Origin of the sequence: Vibrio intestinalis (genome assembly GCF_025195085.2) — a bacterium.
In the GTDB taxonomy this organism is placed as follows: domain Bacteria; phylum Pseudomonadota; class Gammaproteobacteria; order Enterobacterales; family Vibrionaceae; genus Vibrio; species Vibrio intestinalis.
The window spans coordinates 1-17,795 of record NZ_JANAVY020000028.1; the positions used below are offsets into that span (position 1 = coordinate 1).

The 17,795-nt window shown below is 43.1% G+C and carries 16 protein-coding genes; 4 read left to right on the top strand and 12 right to left on the bottom strand.

What is annotated here, in order from left to right; translation table 11 throughout:
* Nucleotides 1-389: 389 nt before the first annotated feature.
* The 5 genes from MU515_RS19935 to MU515_RS19955 all read right to left on the bottom strand — a co-directional run bounded on the left by MU515_RS19935 (nt 390) and on the right by MU515_RS19955 (nt 5,167).
* Entirely contained in the window at nt 390-1,163 is a 774-nt protein-coding gene (locus MU515_RS19935) for a hypothetical protein (RefSeq protein WP_260262157.1), read from the bottom strand.
* A 3-nt stretch (nt 1,164-1,166) separates the two neighbouring features.
* Nucleotides 1,167-1,427 carry a hypothetical protein gene (locus tag MU515_RS19940; protein WP_260262158.1) on the bottom strand — a complete coding sequence of 87 codons (261 nt, stop codon included), beginning with the start codon at nt 1,425-1,427 and terminating at the stop codon, nt 1,167-1,169.
* Nucleotides 1,427-2,737 carry an HlyD family type I secretion periplasmic adaptor subunit gene (locus MU515_RS19945; RefSeq protein ID WP_260262159.1) on the bottom strand — a complete coding sequence of 437 codons (1,311 nt, stop codon included), beginning with the start codon at nt 2,735-2,737 and terminating at the stop codon, nt 1,427-1,429. The genes MU515_RS19940 and MU515_RS19945 overlap by 1 nt, the downstream gene beginning before the upstream one ends.
* Before the next feature lie 9 nt (nt 2,738-2,746).
* Entirely contained in the window at nt 2,747-4,438 is a 1,692-nt protein-coding gene (locus tag MU515_RS19950) for a type I secretion system permease/ATPase (RefSeq protein WP_260262160.1), read from the bottom strand.
* 93 nt (nt 4,439-4,531) lie between these two features.
* A complete protein-coding gene (locus MU515_RS19955) occupies nt 4,532-5,167 on the bottom strand; it encodes a hypothetical protein (protein WP_260262161.1) in 636 nt (211 codons plus the stop codon).
* A 234-nt stretch (nt 5,168-5,401) separates the two neighbouring features.
* Here MU515_RS19955 and MU515_RS19960 point away from each other — a divergent pair, with 234 nt between their 5' ends.
* On the top strand, nt 5,402-6,808 hold the full coding sequence (locus MU515_RS19960) for a DUF3131 domain-containing protein (protein WP_260262162.1): 1,407 nt from the start codon (nt 5,402-5,404) through the stop codon (nt 6,806-6,808).
* A 78-nt stretch (nt 6,809-6,886) separates the two neighbouring features.
* Nucleotides 6,887-9,301 carry a hybrid sensor histidine kinase/response regulator gene (locus tag MU515_RS19965; protein ID WP_279257786.1) on the top strand — a complete coding sequence of 805 codons (2,415 nt, stop codon included), beginning with the start codon at nt 6,887-6,889 and terminating at the stop codon, nt 9,299-9,301.
* A gap of 382 nt (nt 9,302-9,683) precedes the next feature.
* On the opposite strand, the gene MU515_RS19970 is transcribed toward MU515_RS19965, so the two are convergent.
* The 5 genes from MU515_RS19970 to MU515_RS19990 form a co-directional block, all read right to left on the bottom strand.
* A complete protein-coding gene (locus MU515_RS19970) occupies nt 9,684-10,085 on the bottom strand; it encodes an OsmC family protein (RefSeq protein WP_260262164.1) in 402 nt (133 codons plus the stop codon).
* Nucleotides 10,086-10,096: 11 nt separating this feature from the next.
* Nucleotides 10,097-11,086 (bottom strand): Gfo/Idh/MocA family protein, encoded by a 990-nt coding sequence (locus MU515_RS19975; RefSeq protein WP_260262165.1) that lies wholly within the window; start codon nt 11,084-11,086, stop codon nt 10,097-10,099.
* A gap of 11 nt (nt 11,087-11,097) precedes the next feature.
* Nucleotides 11,098-11,712 carry a LysE family translocator gene (locus MU515_RS19980; RefSeq protein ID WP_260262166.1) on the bottom strand — a complete coding sequence of 205 codons (615 nt, stop codon included), beginning with the start codon at nt 11,710-11,712 and terminating at the stop codon, nt 11,098-11,100.
* Nucleotides 11,713-11,804: 92 nt separating this feature from the next.
* Nucleotides 11,805-12,725 (bottom strand): LysR family transcriptional regulator, encoded by a 921-nt coding sequence (locus MU515_RS19985; protein WP_260262167.1) that lies wholly within the window; start codon nt 12,723-12,725, stop codon nt 11,805-11,807.
* A complete protein-coding gene (locus MU515_RS19990; protein WP_260262168.1) occupies nt 12,718-13,167 on the bottom strand; it encodes an Lrp/AsnC family transcriptional regulator in 450 nt (149 codons plus the stop codon). The genes MU515_RS19985 and MU515_RS19990 overlap by 8 nt, the downstream gene beginning before the upstream one ends.
* A gap of 203 nt (nt 13,168-13,370) precedes the next feature.
* Between MU515_RS19990 and yjeH the strand changes: the two genes are divergently transcribed.
* A complete protein-coding gene (yjeH, locus tag MU515_RS19995) occupies nt 13,371-14,639 on the top strand; it encodes an L-methionine/branched-chain amino acid transporter (protein WP_260262169.1) in 1,269 nt (422 codons plus the stop codon).
* A gap of 17 nt (nt 14,640-14,656) precedes the next feature.
* Here the strand turns inward: yjeH and MU515_RS20000 are convergent, their stop codons facing one another.
* Together MU515_RS20000 and MU515_RS20005 are read right to left on the bottom strand one after the other, a co-directional pair.
* A complete protein-coding gene (locus MU515_RS20000) occupies nt 14,657-15,976 on the bottom strand; it encodes a sensor histidine kinase (RefSeq protein WP_260262170.1) in 1,320 nt (439 codons plus the stop codon).
* Nucleotide 15,977: 1 nt separating this feature from the next.
* The gene (locus MU515_RS20005) at nt 15,978-16,676 is read right to left on the bottom strand and encodes a response regulator transcription factor (RefSeq protein WP_260262171.1); all 699 of its coding nucleotides are present in this window, start codon (nt 16,674-16,676) and stop codon (nt 15,978-15,980) included.
* A 396-nt stretch (nt 16,677-17,072) separates the two neighbouring features.
* Here MU515_RS20005 and MU515_RS20010 point away from each other — a divergent pair, with 396 nt between their 5' ends.
* Entirely contained in the window at nt 17,073-17,744 is a 672-nt protein-coding gene (locus tag MU515_RS20010) for a VV20781 family protein (RefSeq protein WP_432816164.1), read from the top strand.
* Nucleotides 17,745-17,795: the final 51 nt, after the last annotated feature.

A 17,795-nucleotide genomic window follows, 5' to 3' on the forward strand; every position in this document is an offset into this window, starting at 1 on the left:
CTTCAGGAAGTCAGAAGGGAGCGTGTCTGTACCAAGGAAGATGAATAAGGCTACGTGGGACAAAGATTATAGAGCAAAAGTTCTCTTTACATCAGCTTAACAAAGTACGTTCGCGCCCTTCCACAAAGACACACTCCCAAGCTTTTGTTTAGTAAAATTATCATTAATTATCGATTTAATAACTGACAAATCAATTACGTTATTTATCGAACCTAACTTCACATTAACATCAAACTTGTCTAACGTTTCATTCATAATTTAATTTCCTTGTTATTTATACTAGCCAGAATTAAATATAGAACAAAAAATGAAAGTCGTATCAATTTACGTAAATTTATTATTTAAATAGCAGTCACTTTTAAAACATATTTTTAATAAGACACGCATACCTAATTCTCCAAACAAATCTCCCTCGTTTTTCGAGACAGCTGAGCGTCATTGGAAATCACAAATTGATAATATTCGTTGCTCATTTCATTATTTTGAACGAAGGTACGCATTTGGCTTAGTAAGCTTTTTGCTTCACTATATCGCTCTAAATACTGTTTATCACAGGTGTTTACGATATCCATATCCACCCTCAGTTTAGAGAAAGAGGTCATCAATTGATCCACTCTCTGCTCTACTTGAGTCAACTTGGCACTCTCTGAATATTGCTGCTCTAACAATGCTCGTTGCTTTTGCATTTCTAGACTTGATTCAGCTTGCAACAATTGCTGTTTAGCCTGATATTTTTGAAACAATTCTTGCTCTTGCTTATCGCTGTTTTCCTTTAATGCAAAGTACTGATAACGGTAATTTTTAGCGGATTTTTCGCTGGCTAAGAACTTAGTTTCTAACTGCTCAGACCGCGTAATTTCATCATTTAACTGCTGGGTAAGCCGCGCCAATTGCTGCTGATACTCTTGCTCAAGCTTTTCCGCCAACCCTTCTAACTGGCGCTGATAAGAAAGCTGGTGAGCCTGCGACATAGATTGCTCAAATATCAACTCCGTGGTCAAAGTATTCATTTGCTCGTTCAATGCATCTATCTGTTGCTGCTTTTCTTGTAACTCACTAGAGAGTTCGACTTGCTGCTGACTACTTGATTGAAACAAAGCATAACCTGCCCCGCCAAAGCAGGCGACGACCAAAACTAGCGCAACATAACCCAGCGTTTTCATCGCTTACTCCTCAACTAATTGACGGTAACACTTCTGCTTGCAATGAGGGCAATGGTAAGCGTGGCGATCCACTCTCGCCGCGCAATGAGGGCACTTCCCGTGGCGGCGATCATGGCTAAACAACAGTAACAATAATCCTATCGGGCCAAGCACATAACCAAGTAGTACGCCCGCGACCGTGTTATTTTTCCATATTCCGACTGCGGTCGTTAATACAAAGAACACGGCGTAAAAACCTAACCAAAACACCATATCTTCATTCATTACGCTTCCCTCATCGCTTTTTGCATACCACTAAAAAAAGGGCTCACAAGGTAATCCCACAGCGTTCTTTCTTCGCCAATGATCAACACTTCTGTCAGCATGCCAGGATACAGCTCGACATTGTGGTTTTGCTCTAACGAAGATAAGCCCTCTTTATCAAACTTGATGGTGACCAAATAACCCGGACTGGCTTCATTACCCTCACCTTTTGGTAGCACTCGGTCAGCAGAAACGTGCAAAACCTCTCCTTCTACTGGAGGGGTGTTACGCGCGCTGTAGGCCGTTAGCCTGACTCGAGCTTGCTGGCCTTGCCTTACAACATCAATATCTTTCGGCGACACAATGGCTTCAACGATTAGCTCGTCGCTTTCAGGGACAATTTCCATCAGCACTTGGCCCGGCTTAATCACCCCACCAATACTTGATATATTTAAGCCAACAACACGCCCTTCAAATTCACTGCGAATCAAGATGCGAGATCGAATATCTTGCGCGGTTTTGATCACTTGTTGCACATCTCTTAGCTCATCATTAATCACTTTAAGCTGACTCGAATACTCGCGCGCCAGATCGAGCATTTGATTTTGATGTTTTTGGTGAAGTGTATCGAGCTCACGTGCAGCGACATCAACGGCAAGAGAGATCTCCGCTAACTCTGCGCTGATTCTGGCACTGTGACGCTTTAGCTCGAGCATACGTGTTTTCGAGACATAGCCCTTAGCAACCAGGCCTTTGGTCATGTTGATTTCTTGCTGCACCAAATCTCGTTGAGTTGTGATGGCGCGTTTTTGAAAGTTGCTGCCTTTGATTTTCTCTTTGTACAAGGCGGTTTGCTGTTTGTACTGCGAATCAATCAGTTCTTGCCTCAACATCGCTTGCTCAAACTGTAAAGACTCACTACTTAACAGCGTTTCGACCACCAGACCATCATCAGTTTGTTTCAGCTCTTTTGGCCAGTTTATTGTCGGTTGCTGGTTCGACAATGCCGACAGGCGAGCTTGTTGGGCAAGTAAAGAGTAACTGCGATATAGATAACGTCGATAATCCGCTTCTGCCTTAGTATCTGACAACTCAACCAGAGGCTGCCCCTTTTCAACCTTTTCACCCTCTTTAACAAACACCTGTTTTACCCAACCACCTTGCAGGTGCTGAATCTGTTTACGCTTACTTTCAACCACTAAACTGCCTTGAGCAACTGAAGCTGAGCTAAGTGGCATTGAAGTCGCCCAAGTAATAAAGCCGCCAACAGTCGCCACAACCACTAGGCTACCGATGACAATCAGGCGTCTTGTACTGAATCCATTTTCCATAACGCCTCCTTAAGCTGTTTTTACTGAGCTTGGTTGAGGTAGGTCACCTTCAACCTGTAAGCCAAGGAACTGTTCGCACGTTCCAGCCTTTTCCACACGGCCATCTTTAAGTTTGATCACCCAATCCATTTGGCGTAAAAATCCGGGGCGATGACTGATCATTACCACGGTAATTTTGTGTTCTTTACAATGTTGCAAAACAATCGCTAAAGCGGTCTCGCCTTCTGGGTCGAGGTTAGAGTTCGGCTCATCTAAGACCAATACTCGTGGGTTGGAATAGATCGCTCTCGCAAGCCCAATGCGCTGCTTTTGACCACCAGAGAGCAACACCCCTCCTTCGCCAATGTAGGTGTCGTACCCTTCTGGGAGCGCCATAATAAGCTCATGTATACAGGCCAGCTTGGCCGCTTTAACAACGTCTTGATCATTACCTTGCGTAAAACGACAAATATTCTGTTTGACTGTCCCAGCCAGTAACCCGACATGCTGCGGCAAATAACCTATGTACTGACCAAACTGGTCGATGTCCCACTTTTCAATCGTGGCACCATCAATTTTTATCTCACCTACCGAAGGCTGATGTATCCCCATCAGCAAACTGGCCAATGTAGATTTTCCTGAACCGGAGTTACCCATCACAGCCAATGCATTACCGGCACCTAACTTAAAGTTCACCCCTTGAATGACTGGACTGTTTGTATTGGGAAACTTCAAGCTGACATTATTAAATTGAATCTCACCCTTTGGTTCAGGAAGTAGAGTTTTACTCACTTCAAAACCCGCTTCCACTCGGCTGTTCAAACTGCGCCATGCGCGATATGCGGTGTACCAAGATTTCCAGCCACTCACGGCACTTTCAAATGGGCTGAGCACTCGACCAATCAGAATCGAACTTGCGATCACAGAACCAATACCGAGCTGCTGATTGAGTGCTAAGAATACACCAGTGGTCAGCACAGCCACCTGCAATAAGGTTCTGAAGTAACGGCTAATCGCCAAAAGCAAACCAGCACGAGAATTGACTAACCATTGAAGCTTAAGCACATCCTCGTTAGTTTTTTCCCACGTTTTACCGACGTTACCACTCATGCCCATCGCTTTGAGTGTCGGCGCGTTTCGTAAGTAGTCGTTTAACTCCATGCTCACTTTCGCTGTGGTTTCTTGCGCCTCGGCACTGAGTCTTCGCCCTCCAAACATCATCAACATTGCTAGCCCCATAAAGAGGATTACGCCTACAAGCGCAACCACACCGATATATGGGTGGAGAACAAACAACAGCAGTAAAAAGAGTGGTGTAAACGGCAGATCTAAAATGGATGAGGTTGAAGGAGCAACAAGAAAACCACGTAGAATCGAAAGATCCTGCAGCGCATGCTTTTCAATTCGGTTGGATTTTGAAGATTCTGCGATGCTGCTCGCCAGTAGGTCGCCACTCAATTGCGTATCGAGCTTTAACGCTGACCGCTGCATCAATAAAGTACGAATATGTTCCAATACCGCTTGCGAGGTGACTAAAAACAGCGTGATACATAAAAGAGCAATCATCGTTTCGATACTTGCGCTGCCCATGACTCGATCAAACAACTGCAAGCTATACACAGGTACAGCCAGTACCAATAAATTCACGCCTAAACTAAAGAAAATCGCCGCCCAGAACTCTCTGCGCACAGCAACAAACGGATTGATATCCTTGCCTTTCATAGCCCAACCAACTTAGTTGCATATAATTATATAGTTGAGTATAGACTTAGATTTAAATCTCATTTGTTTTCATCAACAAACTGACGATTAAAATTACACTAATTGATAACGTTGGCTTACTTCATAACCCGTCGCGATAGTGCGATGGCTTTCTTTTATAATCCAGTTGATTGGATTTCTTACCCAAGGCTGCGGGTCATTTTTCGGAAACTGATTTACTACCTTCAAACCCACCACATTCAGCCCCAGAGACTGACACGTTTCAATACAACGCTTAGCATGCCATGCTTGCGCGACGACGAGTACCTTAGTGCCTTGCTGCTGATCTGCAGCACTTTTAGCCACATCAAGCGTAGTCTGGTAATCATCATTGCTAATCGGGTGGTGAGTGACACCTGACAAATGGCTTGCGATTTCTTGCTGTGCGTATAGCGGCAGGTTTGGTTGCTGTTGGCTCAGTAAAACCAGTTGCTCAGCTAATTCAATATTGACGCACTCGCTATCTCCAAAAGAGAAGGCTAAAGCGAAATCAGCCGCGTCATCAGTTGCAAAAGAATCCAAATACAAGGTTTCACGCGACAAGTAGTCTTGAATGCGCAGCTTAGCGGACTCTTCGAGTTGGTATTGGGGAGATTGATAGTGAAAAAACAGCTCAGAAATTGAGTTGCAATTGGGCAAAGTACATTGGCCAAAACCCAAGCTCTGAACAAAATCACAAAAATTACGCATAACAGTATATTCCTAACTCATGCTATCCCTAGTTAAAAAGGGCCAATAAGCCAGTACTGTCCGTTGTTGTGGTTATTTTACCTATATGACCCTCAAGCTCAAGAAAATTGTTCAATTTATCAACAGTAATTTCATCTATCTACTTGCTAGGATTAATTTCTTCCACAACTCGCATTATACAAATCTTGTATTATCATTACCTTAGTAGTCATTTGCGAATGGAATTGCATATTAATGGTCAAACAAGCGGTTTGGTGTCTGCTCGGTTGCACTTTCTCTTTATCTGCTTCATCTGAAGCGGAGATAGAGGCTATCGTAGAAATTGAACAACCTGAAATCAGTTTCTATGGCCAACGTAGCATCGGAGGCGTAATTGCAGAGCCTGCCCAATCACATTCTTTTCACCGCAGAGTGATTGCTCCACAAATCACAGAGGAAAAAGATGATGATGAAATAAACGAAGTTCATAACATTCAAGTTGATCTAGAACACCATCGAGAGCCAATCAAACCATTAAGCAGAAATGAAAAACTACTAGCTAAAAAAGCACAGTATTATTTTGAGAGAAACAGAAGAGACCAAACAGGTCTATGGGACTCTGTTCAAGGCTACCCACATACGACTATGTGGGATGTGGCAAGTGGTATTGCGGCCACCCTAGCACTTGAAGCCCTCGGTTTAAAAACATCAGAACAAACCCATTCAGAGCTAGAAAAAACGCTCGCCACTCTCAATAGCATGCCACTCTACAAAAACTGGCTGCCTAACCGAGAATACAGTACCAAAACAGGCCTTCCTTCAGGTCGATTAGGCCAATCAGAAAGTAACGGCAATGGATGGTCTGCTTTAGACATTGGCCGCTTACTCATTTGGCTTAAAATCTTGTGCCAGCAACACCCAGAATTAGAACCAGAAATTCTTAAGCTAATTGGACACTGGAAACTCGATAAAGCTGTTAACAAAGGGACGTTATACGGCGCAAAACTGTATAAAGGTAAGGAATATTATCGACAAGAAGGCCGTCACGGGTATCTACAATACGCTGCGACTGGGTTCGAAATGTTTGATTACTCTGTCCCGTTGCCAGATCTCAATAAATACCTAACATCGGTCTCTATAAATGGCTTTCCACTAGAGGTCGATACTCGGAACGTGCCTTTTATGACCAGTGACCCATACATTCTCGGCAGTCTTGAGTTTGGGCAAAAGGGCGAATGGAATCAGCTGAAAACCATCTATAACCTGCATAAACTAAAGTCAGAGCAAAAAGACAAGCTGTATAGCTTCGCTGAAGATGCCATGAACAAAAACCCTTGGTTTGCTTACAACAATCTTTTTTACTATGGAAAACCGTGGACTAGCGTGAGCCCAAGTGGAAAAATCATTGAGAACCCGCAAATACTAAGTCATAAGGTCGCATTTGGTTTTAGCGTTTTATTTTCAGATGACTACAGTGAAATGCTCGGGCAGGCGGTACTAGATAACAGTCTGAACTCGCGTAGTGTGCCTACTGGGCAATATGAAAATGGCGGAAGTAATACCGCGTTCAATATCAATACCAACTCACTCATTTTGGTATCACTTTGGTACAAAAGTTATGGCAGTCAACCCATCCTAAAAACAAGCCCTACTGATCTCTAATTCTATAAACCTTTTACCCTGATTGATGAAAACTCGTCTAGGCTAATAAAAACAATAGATAATTTATAAAGGCTTACAATGTCAGTCAGGCAATCAATTAAACTCCAAATGCTAATAGCCAGTGCTTTGGTTATTGGCCTTGTTATCGCATTTGCTTCAATTAACCATTATTACAAAAGCCTAGAAAGCGATCTGCGTGATCTTCAAGTCTCTATTTCAGATTCAGAATCTATGATGCTTGAAATTCGAAGGCAAGAGAAAGACTTCATCAGCCGTGTAGATCTTAAATACATTCAAAGTGCTACACAAAACATTGAAACTCTGAAAAGTGACCTTCAAAAAATCCAACACTACTTGGATAAATATAATTTTGAAACACTATTTTCTACCACACAAATTCAATCTGCTATAGATAACTACTCACAAACACTCTATCAGCTTGCACGACAAAAAATCCTAATTGAAGGCCAAAACAAGACCGGCCTGATTGAAACAGTTAAAGACTCTTGGTTTAACTTAGAGCGAGTACTCCTTGCGCAAGGGGGTGAGAAATATCATGAAACTTTGATAAACCTTCAAGAAAGCACCTACTACTTCTTCCGTAACTTTTCCAACGAGCATCTCACCCTTATCCAACAACACCTAGTTAAGCTCTCACTTCTCTCTTCGGGAGATAATGAGGTTATACGAGATGCGATATTAAATTATCAGAATACCTTTACTCAGCTACAACAAGCCTACCAACATTTTGGTTATGACCATAATTCAGGCTTACATGGAAGCCTACGCGCAGAGATTCATAATGTAGAAAATAAGCTGGAATCCTTACACAAAATTGTACCCGTTCAAATTGAGCAAAAACTTAATGTTCTGGACAATGAACTCCATGTAATATTATCTGCTTTGGTGATCACTTTAGGCATCATCATGACCTACGCCACATGGTCTATCGCACAGTTAGAGAAAAGGCTATTGTGCTCAGAGAACAAAGCCCGTAACTCCAATAAAGCCAAAAGTGCGTTTTTGGCCAACATGTCCCACGAGATACGAACACCTCTAAATGGCATTATTGGTATGTCCCAGATAATGTCTGATACTCACTTGAGCCCGAGTCAGCGTGACTATCTCGGCACAATCGAAACGTCTTCACAAACATTACTGATGTTAATTAATGACATTTTAGATTTGTCTAAAATAGAGTCTGGCCATATAGAGATCACCCCCTACCCATCGCATGTAAGAGAAGCCATTTTCGACATTGCATCCATGGTTGCAGGTAAAACAACCGAAAAAGGTCTATCGCTTAATATTGATATTGCAGATGACACACCTTATAGCGTTGAAATCGATGAACATCGACTACGCCAAATATTGATGAACTTGATGTCAAATGCGGTGAAATTTACCAAGCAAGGTAGCATTACAATTTCAGTCACCACCAAATTTACCGCTGACCGAACAGAATTAACTTTTTCGGTTCAAGACAGCGGAATCGGCATTGATAAAGATAAGCAGGCTTCAATTTTTGAGCCATTTAAGCAAGAAGACGGCTCAATCACCCGTGAGTTTGGCGGGACTGGGCTTGGCTTAAGTATTAGCACTCAGTTGGTTAAATTGATGGGCGGAATACTACAAGTTGAATCTGAAAAAGACCAAGGAAGCCGATTCTACTTTACCCTTCCAGTCAACGTACTAGAAAGAACACCGCGCAACCATAACATTGCAGTTACGCACGCTTGTATAGTTTGTTGCGATGAACATGTTGCCAACCAAGTTGCGAATAACCTAGCATTCCATGGCGTTAAGAGAACAACCGTCGTCCAAGATATTAGTCACACGATAACATCCGACGTTATCTTCCTTTATCATAACGTCGCTGATGAAACTAAGAAGCAAATTGCTCAACTAGAGCGATTGGCTCCAAATACACCATTGATTTTGATTCAACGTTTAGAAGCCTCAGATGCCGATTTCAACGATACAATAGATGGCCTAATCAGCTTCCCTATCCTTGGTTCTCGAGTAATGTCTACCATCCAGCAATCCAAAGAAGCTCTCTATGAGCGTAAGTTGCACCAAGCAGACCCAGACACAACTATCAATAGGCCGGATGCTGATGCAAAACAACAAGTATTGATTGTTGAGGACAATAACGTTAATCAACAGGTGGTATCACTGTTTTTACGCAAAGCCAACTATCAGTTCGATATCGCACATAATGGCCTAGAGGCGCTCAACAAGGTCAAACAAGGCAAGCGTTATCAAATAATGCTGATGGATTGTATGATGCCTGAAATGGATGGTTTTACCGCCACACAAGAGATTCGTAAGTTTGAACAGAAAAACAACTTACCTTCGACACCAATTGTCGCTTTAACTGCTAGTGTGCTCGATCAGGATATAAAAAAATGTCTCGAGGTAGGAATGGACGATTATCTGTCTAAACCACTCAAGAAAGACAAATTATATGCCATGCTAGACAAACATACATAGCCCAACCCTATGTGATTAGAATCATAATTCTATATTTAGCGTTGCAGTATATCGTGAATTAATAAATCTCATACTATTCGCCAAAATACCGTCACTACAGGGCCGTTAAATGCTAATGACACTTCTATCTGTTACATGAATTCGTGAAATATCCCTGCTTTAAATTCTTTTCTTTAGCAAAATAAAACCAAATGGCAAATGTGAATTTACACAAAGATCAAACGGTAGTACTTTTTAAGTAAGAATTATAAAGCACCTTCGTTTGCTATCTGGAATACCGAGTTTATTTTGCTGACAGCTCGGAATAATACAAAAGGAGAAGCACCTTACAGTGCTTCTCCTTTTTTAGTATCAATGTTATCGCATTAATGAACTAGAGAGCTTACGCGACAATCTCCCAGCTATGGGTCATCTCTACGCCTTTACCGAGCATCAAGCACACTGAGCAGTACTTTTCTAAAGAGTCCGCACACACCTTCTCTACCACTTCTGGCGATAGGTTCTCACCGCTAACTTCAAAGTGAATATTCACCTGAGTGAAAATACGTGGCGCAGTTTCACGGCGCTCAGTCGAAAGCTTAGCAACGCACGTTGCTACTTTTTCGCCTGCTTCTTTAAGGCCATCAACAACATCAACCGAGCTACAGCCACCCGCAGCCATTAACACCATCTCCATTGGGCTTGGCGCGGTTTCTCCACCGTTGCCATCCATCACAATTGAGTGGCCTGATTGCGATTGACCTAAAAACTTAAAACCTTCAACCCATTTAACTTCAGCTTGCATGACTGTTCTCTTTACTTATCTTGTGGAAACACCACACCCACTTGGCGGCGAATCTCTGTGAGTAATTGTGCAACGAGCAATGAGCGCTCCATGCACTTTTCATCTATTGTATTGCATTTCACTTGCTTGGCGAATGCTTCAGCCTCATAACGCATCCGGTTTTCAAACTGAGGTAGGCTAATATCTTGTGGCTGCTTGCCTTTGCGTACATGAGTGACTTTCTCAGCGATTGAAATCATATCAATAAGCAACGCACCCGCTTCACCTTGAATCTCACTTGGCAGATAAGAGTTACTGGTTTTAGAGTGTTGTAGCACCACCTCAAACCCATCATAGCCCAATAGAACACTACCATTACCATCAACCCCAGATTCTAACAACTGCCCCACAGCATTTACCGTATTGGGCTTTCCAAATAGAGATACCGCCGATGCTAAGCAGTAGTAGCCAATATCCATGATAGAGCCATTGGCAAATTGAGGGTTAAAGGTATTTGGATTTTCTCCCGCTAGGTACTTATCGTAGCGCGATGAATATTGGCAGTAAGTAATAAACGCTTTGGTCAGTTTGCCTAGTTGTGGAATTTTCTGTTCAATAAGTTTGAAATTCGGCGTATGGCACGACATGAACGCTTCGAACAATACCACGTTATTCTGTTGCGCAGTCTGATACATTTTCTGAGCAAGGTCGGCATTGGCAGCGATAGGCTTTTCACAAATCACATGTTTACCTGCTGCAAGCATTTGAATGCTTTGAGGGGCATGTAATGAGTTAGGGCTGGCAATATAAATTGCATCAACATCGTTCGATGCTGCCAATAACTCTAGGTCATCAAATAGCTGAATCGTAACCGTTTTTGTCTGGTACTTTTCAGCAAACTGCGCTGCAGAGTTTATCTGACGAGAATAGACCGCACCTAACTGATACTCACCCGATTCCAATGCCCCTTGTACAAACTGATCGGTGATCCAATTTGTGCCAATTACCCCTAATCGAATCATAAATTATCCTTTTAAACCGTCATAACAACGCGAATAGCCAACAATATGAGAATAATACCGGAAAGCCTGTCGATCAGTTGTGCTTTAGTGCGAATTTTATCAATGAACTTAGGGCTAGAAAGTAATAACGTAATCAAGCTGTACCAAAGCCCATCAACCACCAAAGGCGTTGCGACAACGACCGCTTTTCCTCCCCAGCCACTGCTCACTGCGACAAATTGGCTAAATAGCGCGATAAAAAATAGCGCTATCTTCGGGCTTAAAATTGAGATCAAAAAACCTTCGCGGGCTGATTGCCATAAACTGGTTTTCTCGCCCGATTTAAGCTTTGCGGCGACTCCACCTTTAGAGAGGAGCGCATTCACGCCAAGGTAAAGTAGATAAGCAGCACCAGAGTAGCTGATAACCTTAAATAACATTGGAGACTGCTGTAAAACCACCGCCAAACCGATGATTGTAATAAAGGCGTAGATACCAATGCCGAATGCATGCGACCAAGCAGCAACTAAGCCATTGGCTCGCCCTCCAGCTAGGCTGTGCTTTGCAACCATTGCCAAGCTAGGCCCTGGCGACATAGCCCCCAATAGACAAATCGTAAATAGCGATAACCAAATGCTAATAGTCACCGTGTTTTCCTTTCCAACGTTTAAACAATGGGTTCAGATTATGCGAAGTTAATAATGAAATGAAATCAAAGTTTCGCATTCATATTATGATTTCATTTCATACCAATTGAATAGCTAGAATGGGTCATCACTTGATGTACTTGCTCTCGCATCCATTGATGGGCAGCATCCCCATCGAATTTAGGATGCCAAATCAGCCAATATTGGTGAGGTTCAGTAGCAAAAGGCAATGTCTTATAGGTTAGTGACGCTTTATTACATAGCGTGATCGCTATGTGTTCTGGAACAATCATTAGTAGATCGCTCACCAAAAGTGTATCGACCGCCACATTGAAAAACGGCACTTTCACGGCGATTCGCCTTTGATCCCCTTGCTGTTTTAGAAGCAAATCAGCGTGGCTATCTTTATCTCCCCCACCCGTAACTTTTAAGTGCGGGTAACTGACAATTGCATCGTTGGTTAGCTCATCGGCCGCACTCAACGGATGTTGCTGGCGCATTAACACAACCGAATGATCTTGCCCAAGTTTGATACTCGATAAATGCTCAGGCTGTTGTGGCAACATGGTCGATGCTAAGTCAATGCCTCGATGGTGCAGCTCGTTGAGATAATTGGGTTTAAACAGCTGATAGCTGAAATCGACATTTGGCGCTTGCTCTGCCAATAAAGATGAAAGCTCGGGAACCACAAACTGAGCCACATAATCGCTGGATGAAAACACAAACTCTTGTTGCCACTGCGAAGGTTCAAATGGCCTTTCACTCAAGAGTTCATCCACTTCGCCAAGGATCTGATTCAACCGTGTTTGAATGCTTAGTGCCCTTGGTGTTGGAATAAGTTGGTTACCCTCTCTGACCAATAACGGGTCAGCGGTGAGCTCACGTAGCTGCGCAAGCTGTCGGCTTACCGCAGATTGTGTCAGGTTCAATCGCTGCGCAGCTCGGCTTACGTGGCACTCTTGCAATAGCACCTGTAATGAGCGCAATAAATTTAAGTTGATATGGCTAATCATTGCTTAACGTATTAAAAAATTCAGACAGCACAGTATGAGTGGTTAGGTGGCGAAGCTCTGGAAACTGATGAAGCTGATTACGAATATCATTTAAGCTTTCCATGGTTGGCGTCTCCACATACAACATCATATCGGTTTCACCGCTTATGGCATGGCTCCATTTCACACCATCAATTTGATAGATTTTCGCCGCGTAAGATTCGCAGAACTTAGTCGAACTCGAGGTATCAAACTTCAGCGCTAAATACGCTTTTATCTGTGATTGTGGACCACTTTGACGAACGTTAGCGTGGTAACCCAATATCACGCCATCATTTTCCAGTTTCTGTATTCTTGCGGTGACGGCTGAACGAGACAAGTTCACCTGCCTTGCGATATCACTTATCGACATACGAGCATTGTCTTTCAGTATCGCCACTATTTTGCTGTCAAACTGATCCATAGTACCTCTAGTGTTAGGTCAACTTATCCTGTTGATTCTTCACATATTACATGAGCACCACATAAAATGAAAAGCGCCAAAGTGACGGCTTAGCAACAAATTACCGTCAATATGACGGCCAACTAAGACATTTTGCTTAATGATAGGCGATGCGCAGTTCGGTAAGCTACTCGTAAGCGGATAATTATGCATGGAGCGCAAAGATGGCCAAACTAAAACAAGAGATTACGTTACTTTCCGGTATTGGACAGCTCTCTACCACTCTTTTAGGTACAGGATTATTTATGGTTCCTGCGATTGCTGCCGGTATCGCGGGCGCCTACTCTCTGTGGGCATGGTTAGTTCTATTTATTGCCATCTTACCGATCGCGCTGACTTTTGCACATCTAGGTAAGCGATTCCCTAATGCAGGCGGAACAGCGTTTTTTGTCAGACAAGCTTTTAACCCGAAACTAGAAAAAACCATCGCGTGGCTTTTCTTAAGTATCATTCCTGTTGGCGTCCCAGCTGCAATAGCCTTGGCAGCCGGTTTTCTTCAACCACTGCTACCAAGCCAACTAAGCCACCCCTTGCTGGTTCAGCTAATAACGATCGGATTGTTAGTGATGGTGAACTTATTAGGGAGTAAATCGTCAAGCCGATTACAAGCTGGCATCGCGATGGCTATTTTCGCGTTAGTGATCTGTCTTACGTGGTTTGGCGAGGTATCAACGAGCGATATTCATATGCCACCGCTCAGCGCAGACAAATTGCCATCAATCGCTGCGGCTATCGCCGTCATGTTTTGGTGTTTTTTAGGTATTGAAGCCTTCGCCCATATGGGGGAAGAGTTTAAAAACCCGCAGCGCGACTTTCCGATTGCGTTGATTATTGGTTGTCTGATTGCAGGTGCGACATATTGGGCAAGTTCAGTGGTTATCTTGAAGTACCATGCTTATGGCTCCGCGCAGTTTGATTCGGGTTCTATCCCTTTCATTGCTGATCAATTATTTGGGTCTCAATTTCACTGGTTAATCAGTCTACTTGGCTTTGCCGCCTGTTTCGCCAGCATCAATCTCTATACCCAGAGTTTGTCACGCATGTTATGGGCACAAACACATGCCTATCGTCCATCCAGCCGTCTTGCGAATCTATCAGCGCAAGGTGTGCCAGCCAACGCGACGCTCGCCATAGCGACTGTGTTAGCCATATCATGCGTAGTCGGTGAAATCAGCGGGTTTGACTTAGAAGTGTTTGTAAAACTGGCAAATGGTATTTTTGTCTTGGTTTATTTAATCGCGATGCTGTCTGCGGTGTACCTTTTTAGTGGCTGGCACAAAATCATGGCAATGTTGGGCAGTGTCATCTGCTTAGGTCTGTTTGTATGCTTGGGCTGGTCAATGCTGTACGCGATTATTCTTTTTGGCCTATTTTTGTTGGTCATAAACCGCCAGCCGAAAACCGCCGAACGCCAACAAAGCATGCCTACATAAAGCCGCTTAAGTGGACGTTAAAGCTTTTGCATCATGACAGTAAAGCGCGCGCCGCCTAGTGCACTATCATCAACCGTTACCGTCCAGTTTAAGGTGTGGCAGACATTACGAACGATAGTTAAACCGAGGCCAAAACCATTATGGTCTCGGTTTCGGCTTCTATCCAAGCGAGTAAATGCCATGAAAATTTCTTGGCGTTTATCTTCAGGGATACCTAGGCCATTATCTTCAACATCAATTACAAAATGATCTTCACATTCTGTCAATGTTACTAAGATTTGCCCTTTGCCATAACGAGTCGCGTTCTGTAGCAAGTTATCGATAATTAAATGGCAAAGTGTATTGGAAGCCATCACATAAGCAGTGTCGGATTCTAAATTACACGTAAGGCTGCATTGAGCGTTGACGACGCGTTCTATCCTTTGCTCAAGTAGCTCGACTAAATCAATCGCATTGGCATCAATTTTATCAACGCCAGACGTGATGGTATTGAGCCTTGAAAGTGTCACTAGACTGTCGGTAAAGCTTGCGATGTCTTCAACGTAGCGGTCAATATCTTGATAGAAGACTTGGTGCTCCACCTGAGCATGTTTACGCGCTAAATCTGCAGCGAGCTGAATTCTTGAAAGTGGAGTTCTGAGCTCATGTGGAATGGCTTGAGTAAATATCTGATTTTGCTTAACTCTGCGCTCAATCTCTTCCGCCATCGAGTTAAAACTACTCGCCAAATCTCGCACTGGTAGTTTGAATTCACTCAATGCTGCGCGATTGCTCAGTTGGCCTTGACCGAACTCTTGTTGAGTTCTGTTTAAACCATAAATTTGCTTGTGCAATCGATGAACATAACAGTACACCATCAGCGCTAAAGCGACGGTAATCACACTGACCAAGGTCAACACGAACAGTATCTCTGAGTCTTCATACCATTCAATCTGCGGCCTAAAAAACTCATCTCTCTCGCTGAACTGCAAATAATAGTCAGAATCAGGTAACGGGAAATACGCCCTAAAGAGATAGTCATCAAATTGGTAGACGGGCACGCCATCGATAACAAACATCTTTTTACAGCTTGGGCAAACTTCAAAAGGCGCTTTAACCAGCTTTAAATCGAATATATAGAAGGGCTGGTGCCCTGTTGTTTCCAACGGCTTATATAGAGAGTCGGCTTGGCCTTTCTGTTCTAGGTATTGATTAACAAAAAAGCGACCATCGCTGAGAAATATCTCCACATTGGTCCTTTCCATATAATCACTACCAAAAAAGAAAAACATGGAAATGGTAATGCCCAAGCCGGCCATTAAAGTGGTATAGGTTCTCGCGAAAGTTAAACGAAGCATATTAAGCTGCCGTTAGCTTATAGCCACGATTTCTAATCGTCGTCACTTTGGCTGTGGTTACATCAGCCTTTTGCAGCTTTTTCCTTAACCCTGAAACTCGCATATCAATCGATCGGTCATTGAAACTGTATTCGATTCCGCGGGTGGTTTGACAACACTCTTCGCGAGACACAACTTGGTCTAAACGTTCAAGTAACACCGTCAGCACTTCAAACTCAGATTGAGTTAAATCGAGTTCTCTTTGTCGATAGCACGCTTTTTGGGTAGTGGTACAGAGGCTTAGTCCGTAACCTTCGAGTTGGGTTGGAGATTTAGGAGAGGTGAGATTTGTACGCTGTAGACGTCGGAGCAGTGCCTCAATTCTTGCCACCAATACATGGCCTCTAATTGGCTTGGTAATGTAATCGTCAGCACCGAGTTTGAGTAGGCTAACCTCGCTGAGCTCGTCAGTCACTGCTGTCAGCACGAGGATCATACCTTGATAATGTTCGCGAACTTCTCGACATATTTGCGCACCATCTTTATCGGGCAACATGAGATCAAGCAGCACAACATCAGGCTTCAATTCAATAATTTGACTTACTGCGGTTGCCCCGGAGTGTATCACCGTTACTTGATAACCTTCCGCTTCAAGGTACAACTTGGTCAATCGCGCGATTTCGTTATCATCTTCAATCAGCAAAACTTGTACTAAGCTCATAAAAGATTCACTCCATTTATAAAGTCCCGCGCAGTATATAGACCAAGCCGCACATTTCAACCGCGCAAGCTCGATTTTCGGCCAATTTATAGCTTCCGAAGGCTTTGACAAAATGTAAGCTCAGGCTTACAAAGCCTTACATAATGCTCTTCAGTGGCATAAATTCGGAAGATTAGCCAAATGTGTCAGACGAATTGATTAAATTCGCTCAATAATCCATCACATACTACTAACAAAAAACACAATAAAAGCCACGGCGTGTATTTCTATTTGAACGCGTGCTTACAAATATAAGCCATTACGGTTTTGAAAATGGACATTTGCATCGACCTCCTTACTATGCAGCCCACTGACTCATCACGATGATAACTAGGCTCTAGTTAATTGGAGAAGCTAATGAAACGTATCTTAACTGCAACGGCGTTTGCAATGACCCTTTCAGCCTGTGGTAGTACCGTCATTATGGACAAATCACCACAAGTAAAAATGCAACCTGAAATTAGCGTAAAAACAGATGGTGATTTTTGGGGTTTTGGTTCTGAGGGTACATTCGATATTGGTGGAAAATACCAAGGTAAATACTCTCGCAGCGCTTCTTCTTCGACATGGTTTAACACCTTCTCTTTTAAAGATGGTGAGATGGGGGCTGAAATTACCCGAAAAGATAACGGTGAAACGTGGCAGCTCTCTTGCACCGGCGGTGGTTCAACCATCCATTATATGGGCGTAGATTTTGGAGGAAATGATCCTTACGTATGTAAAATCCTTCAAGACAATAAACCTGTTGGCGAATACCGAATTGAGCCCAAGGCTACCGCCATTGATCTTGGATTCGACAAAACTGAGCAAGGTACTATTCGCATTGGTAATGTGCATTTCAACCTAAAAACCATTCATACTGGTGATGGGCTGCTGATGCCGGTAGATATGCCTCTGGGCTATAGCTTTTCCCGTGGTACTCAGGAAGTCGCAGCAGTACAAACCAACGGTATGATCACACAAGGGTGGGATCGAACTTTAACCACTGAAAATAAAAGACTTTATTTTATTGGGAACTTTTCAAGGTAATCACGATCTGATCATGAAGTTAAAAATATGAGAAACTCGTGCATGATTATC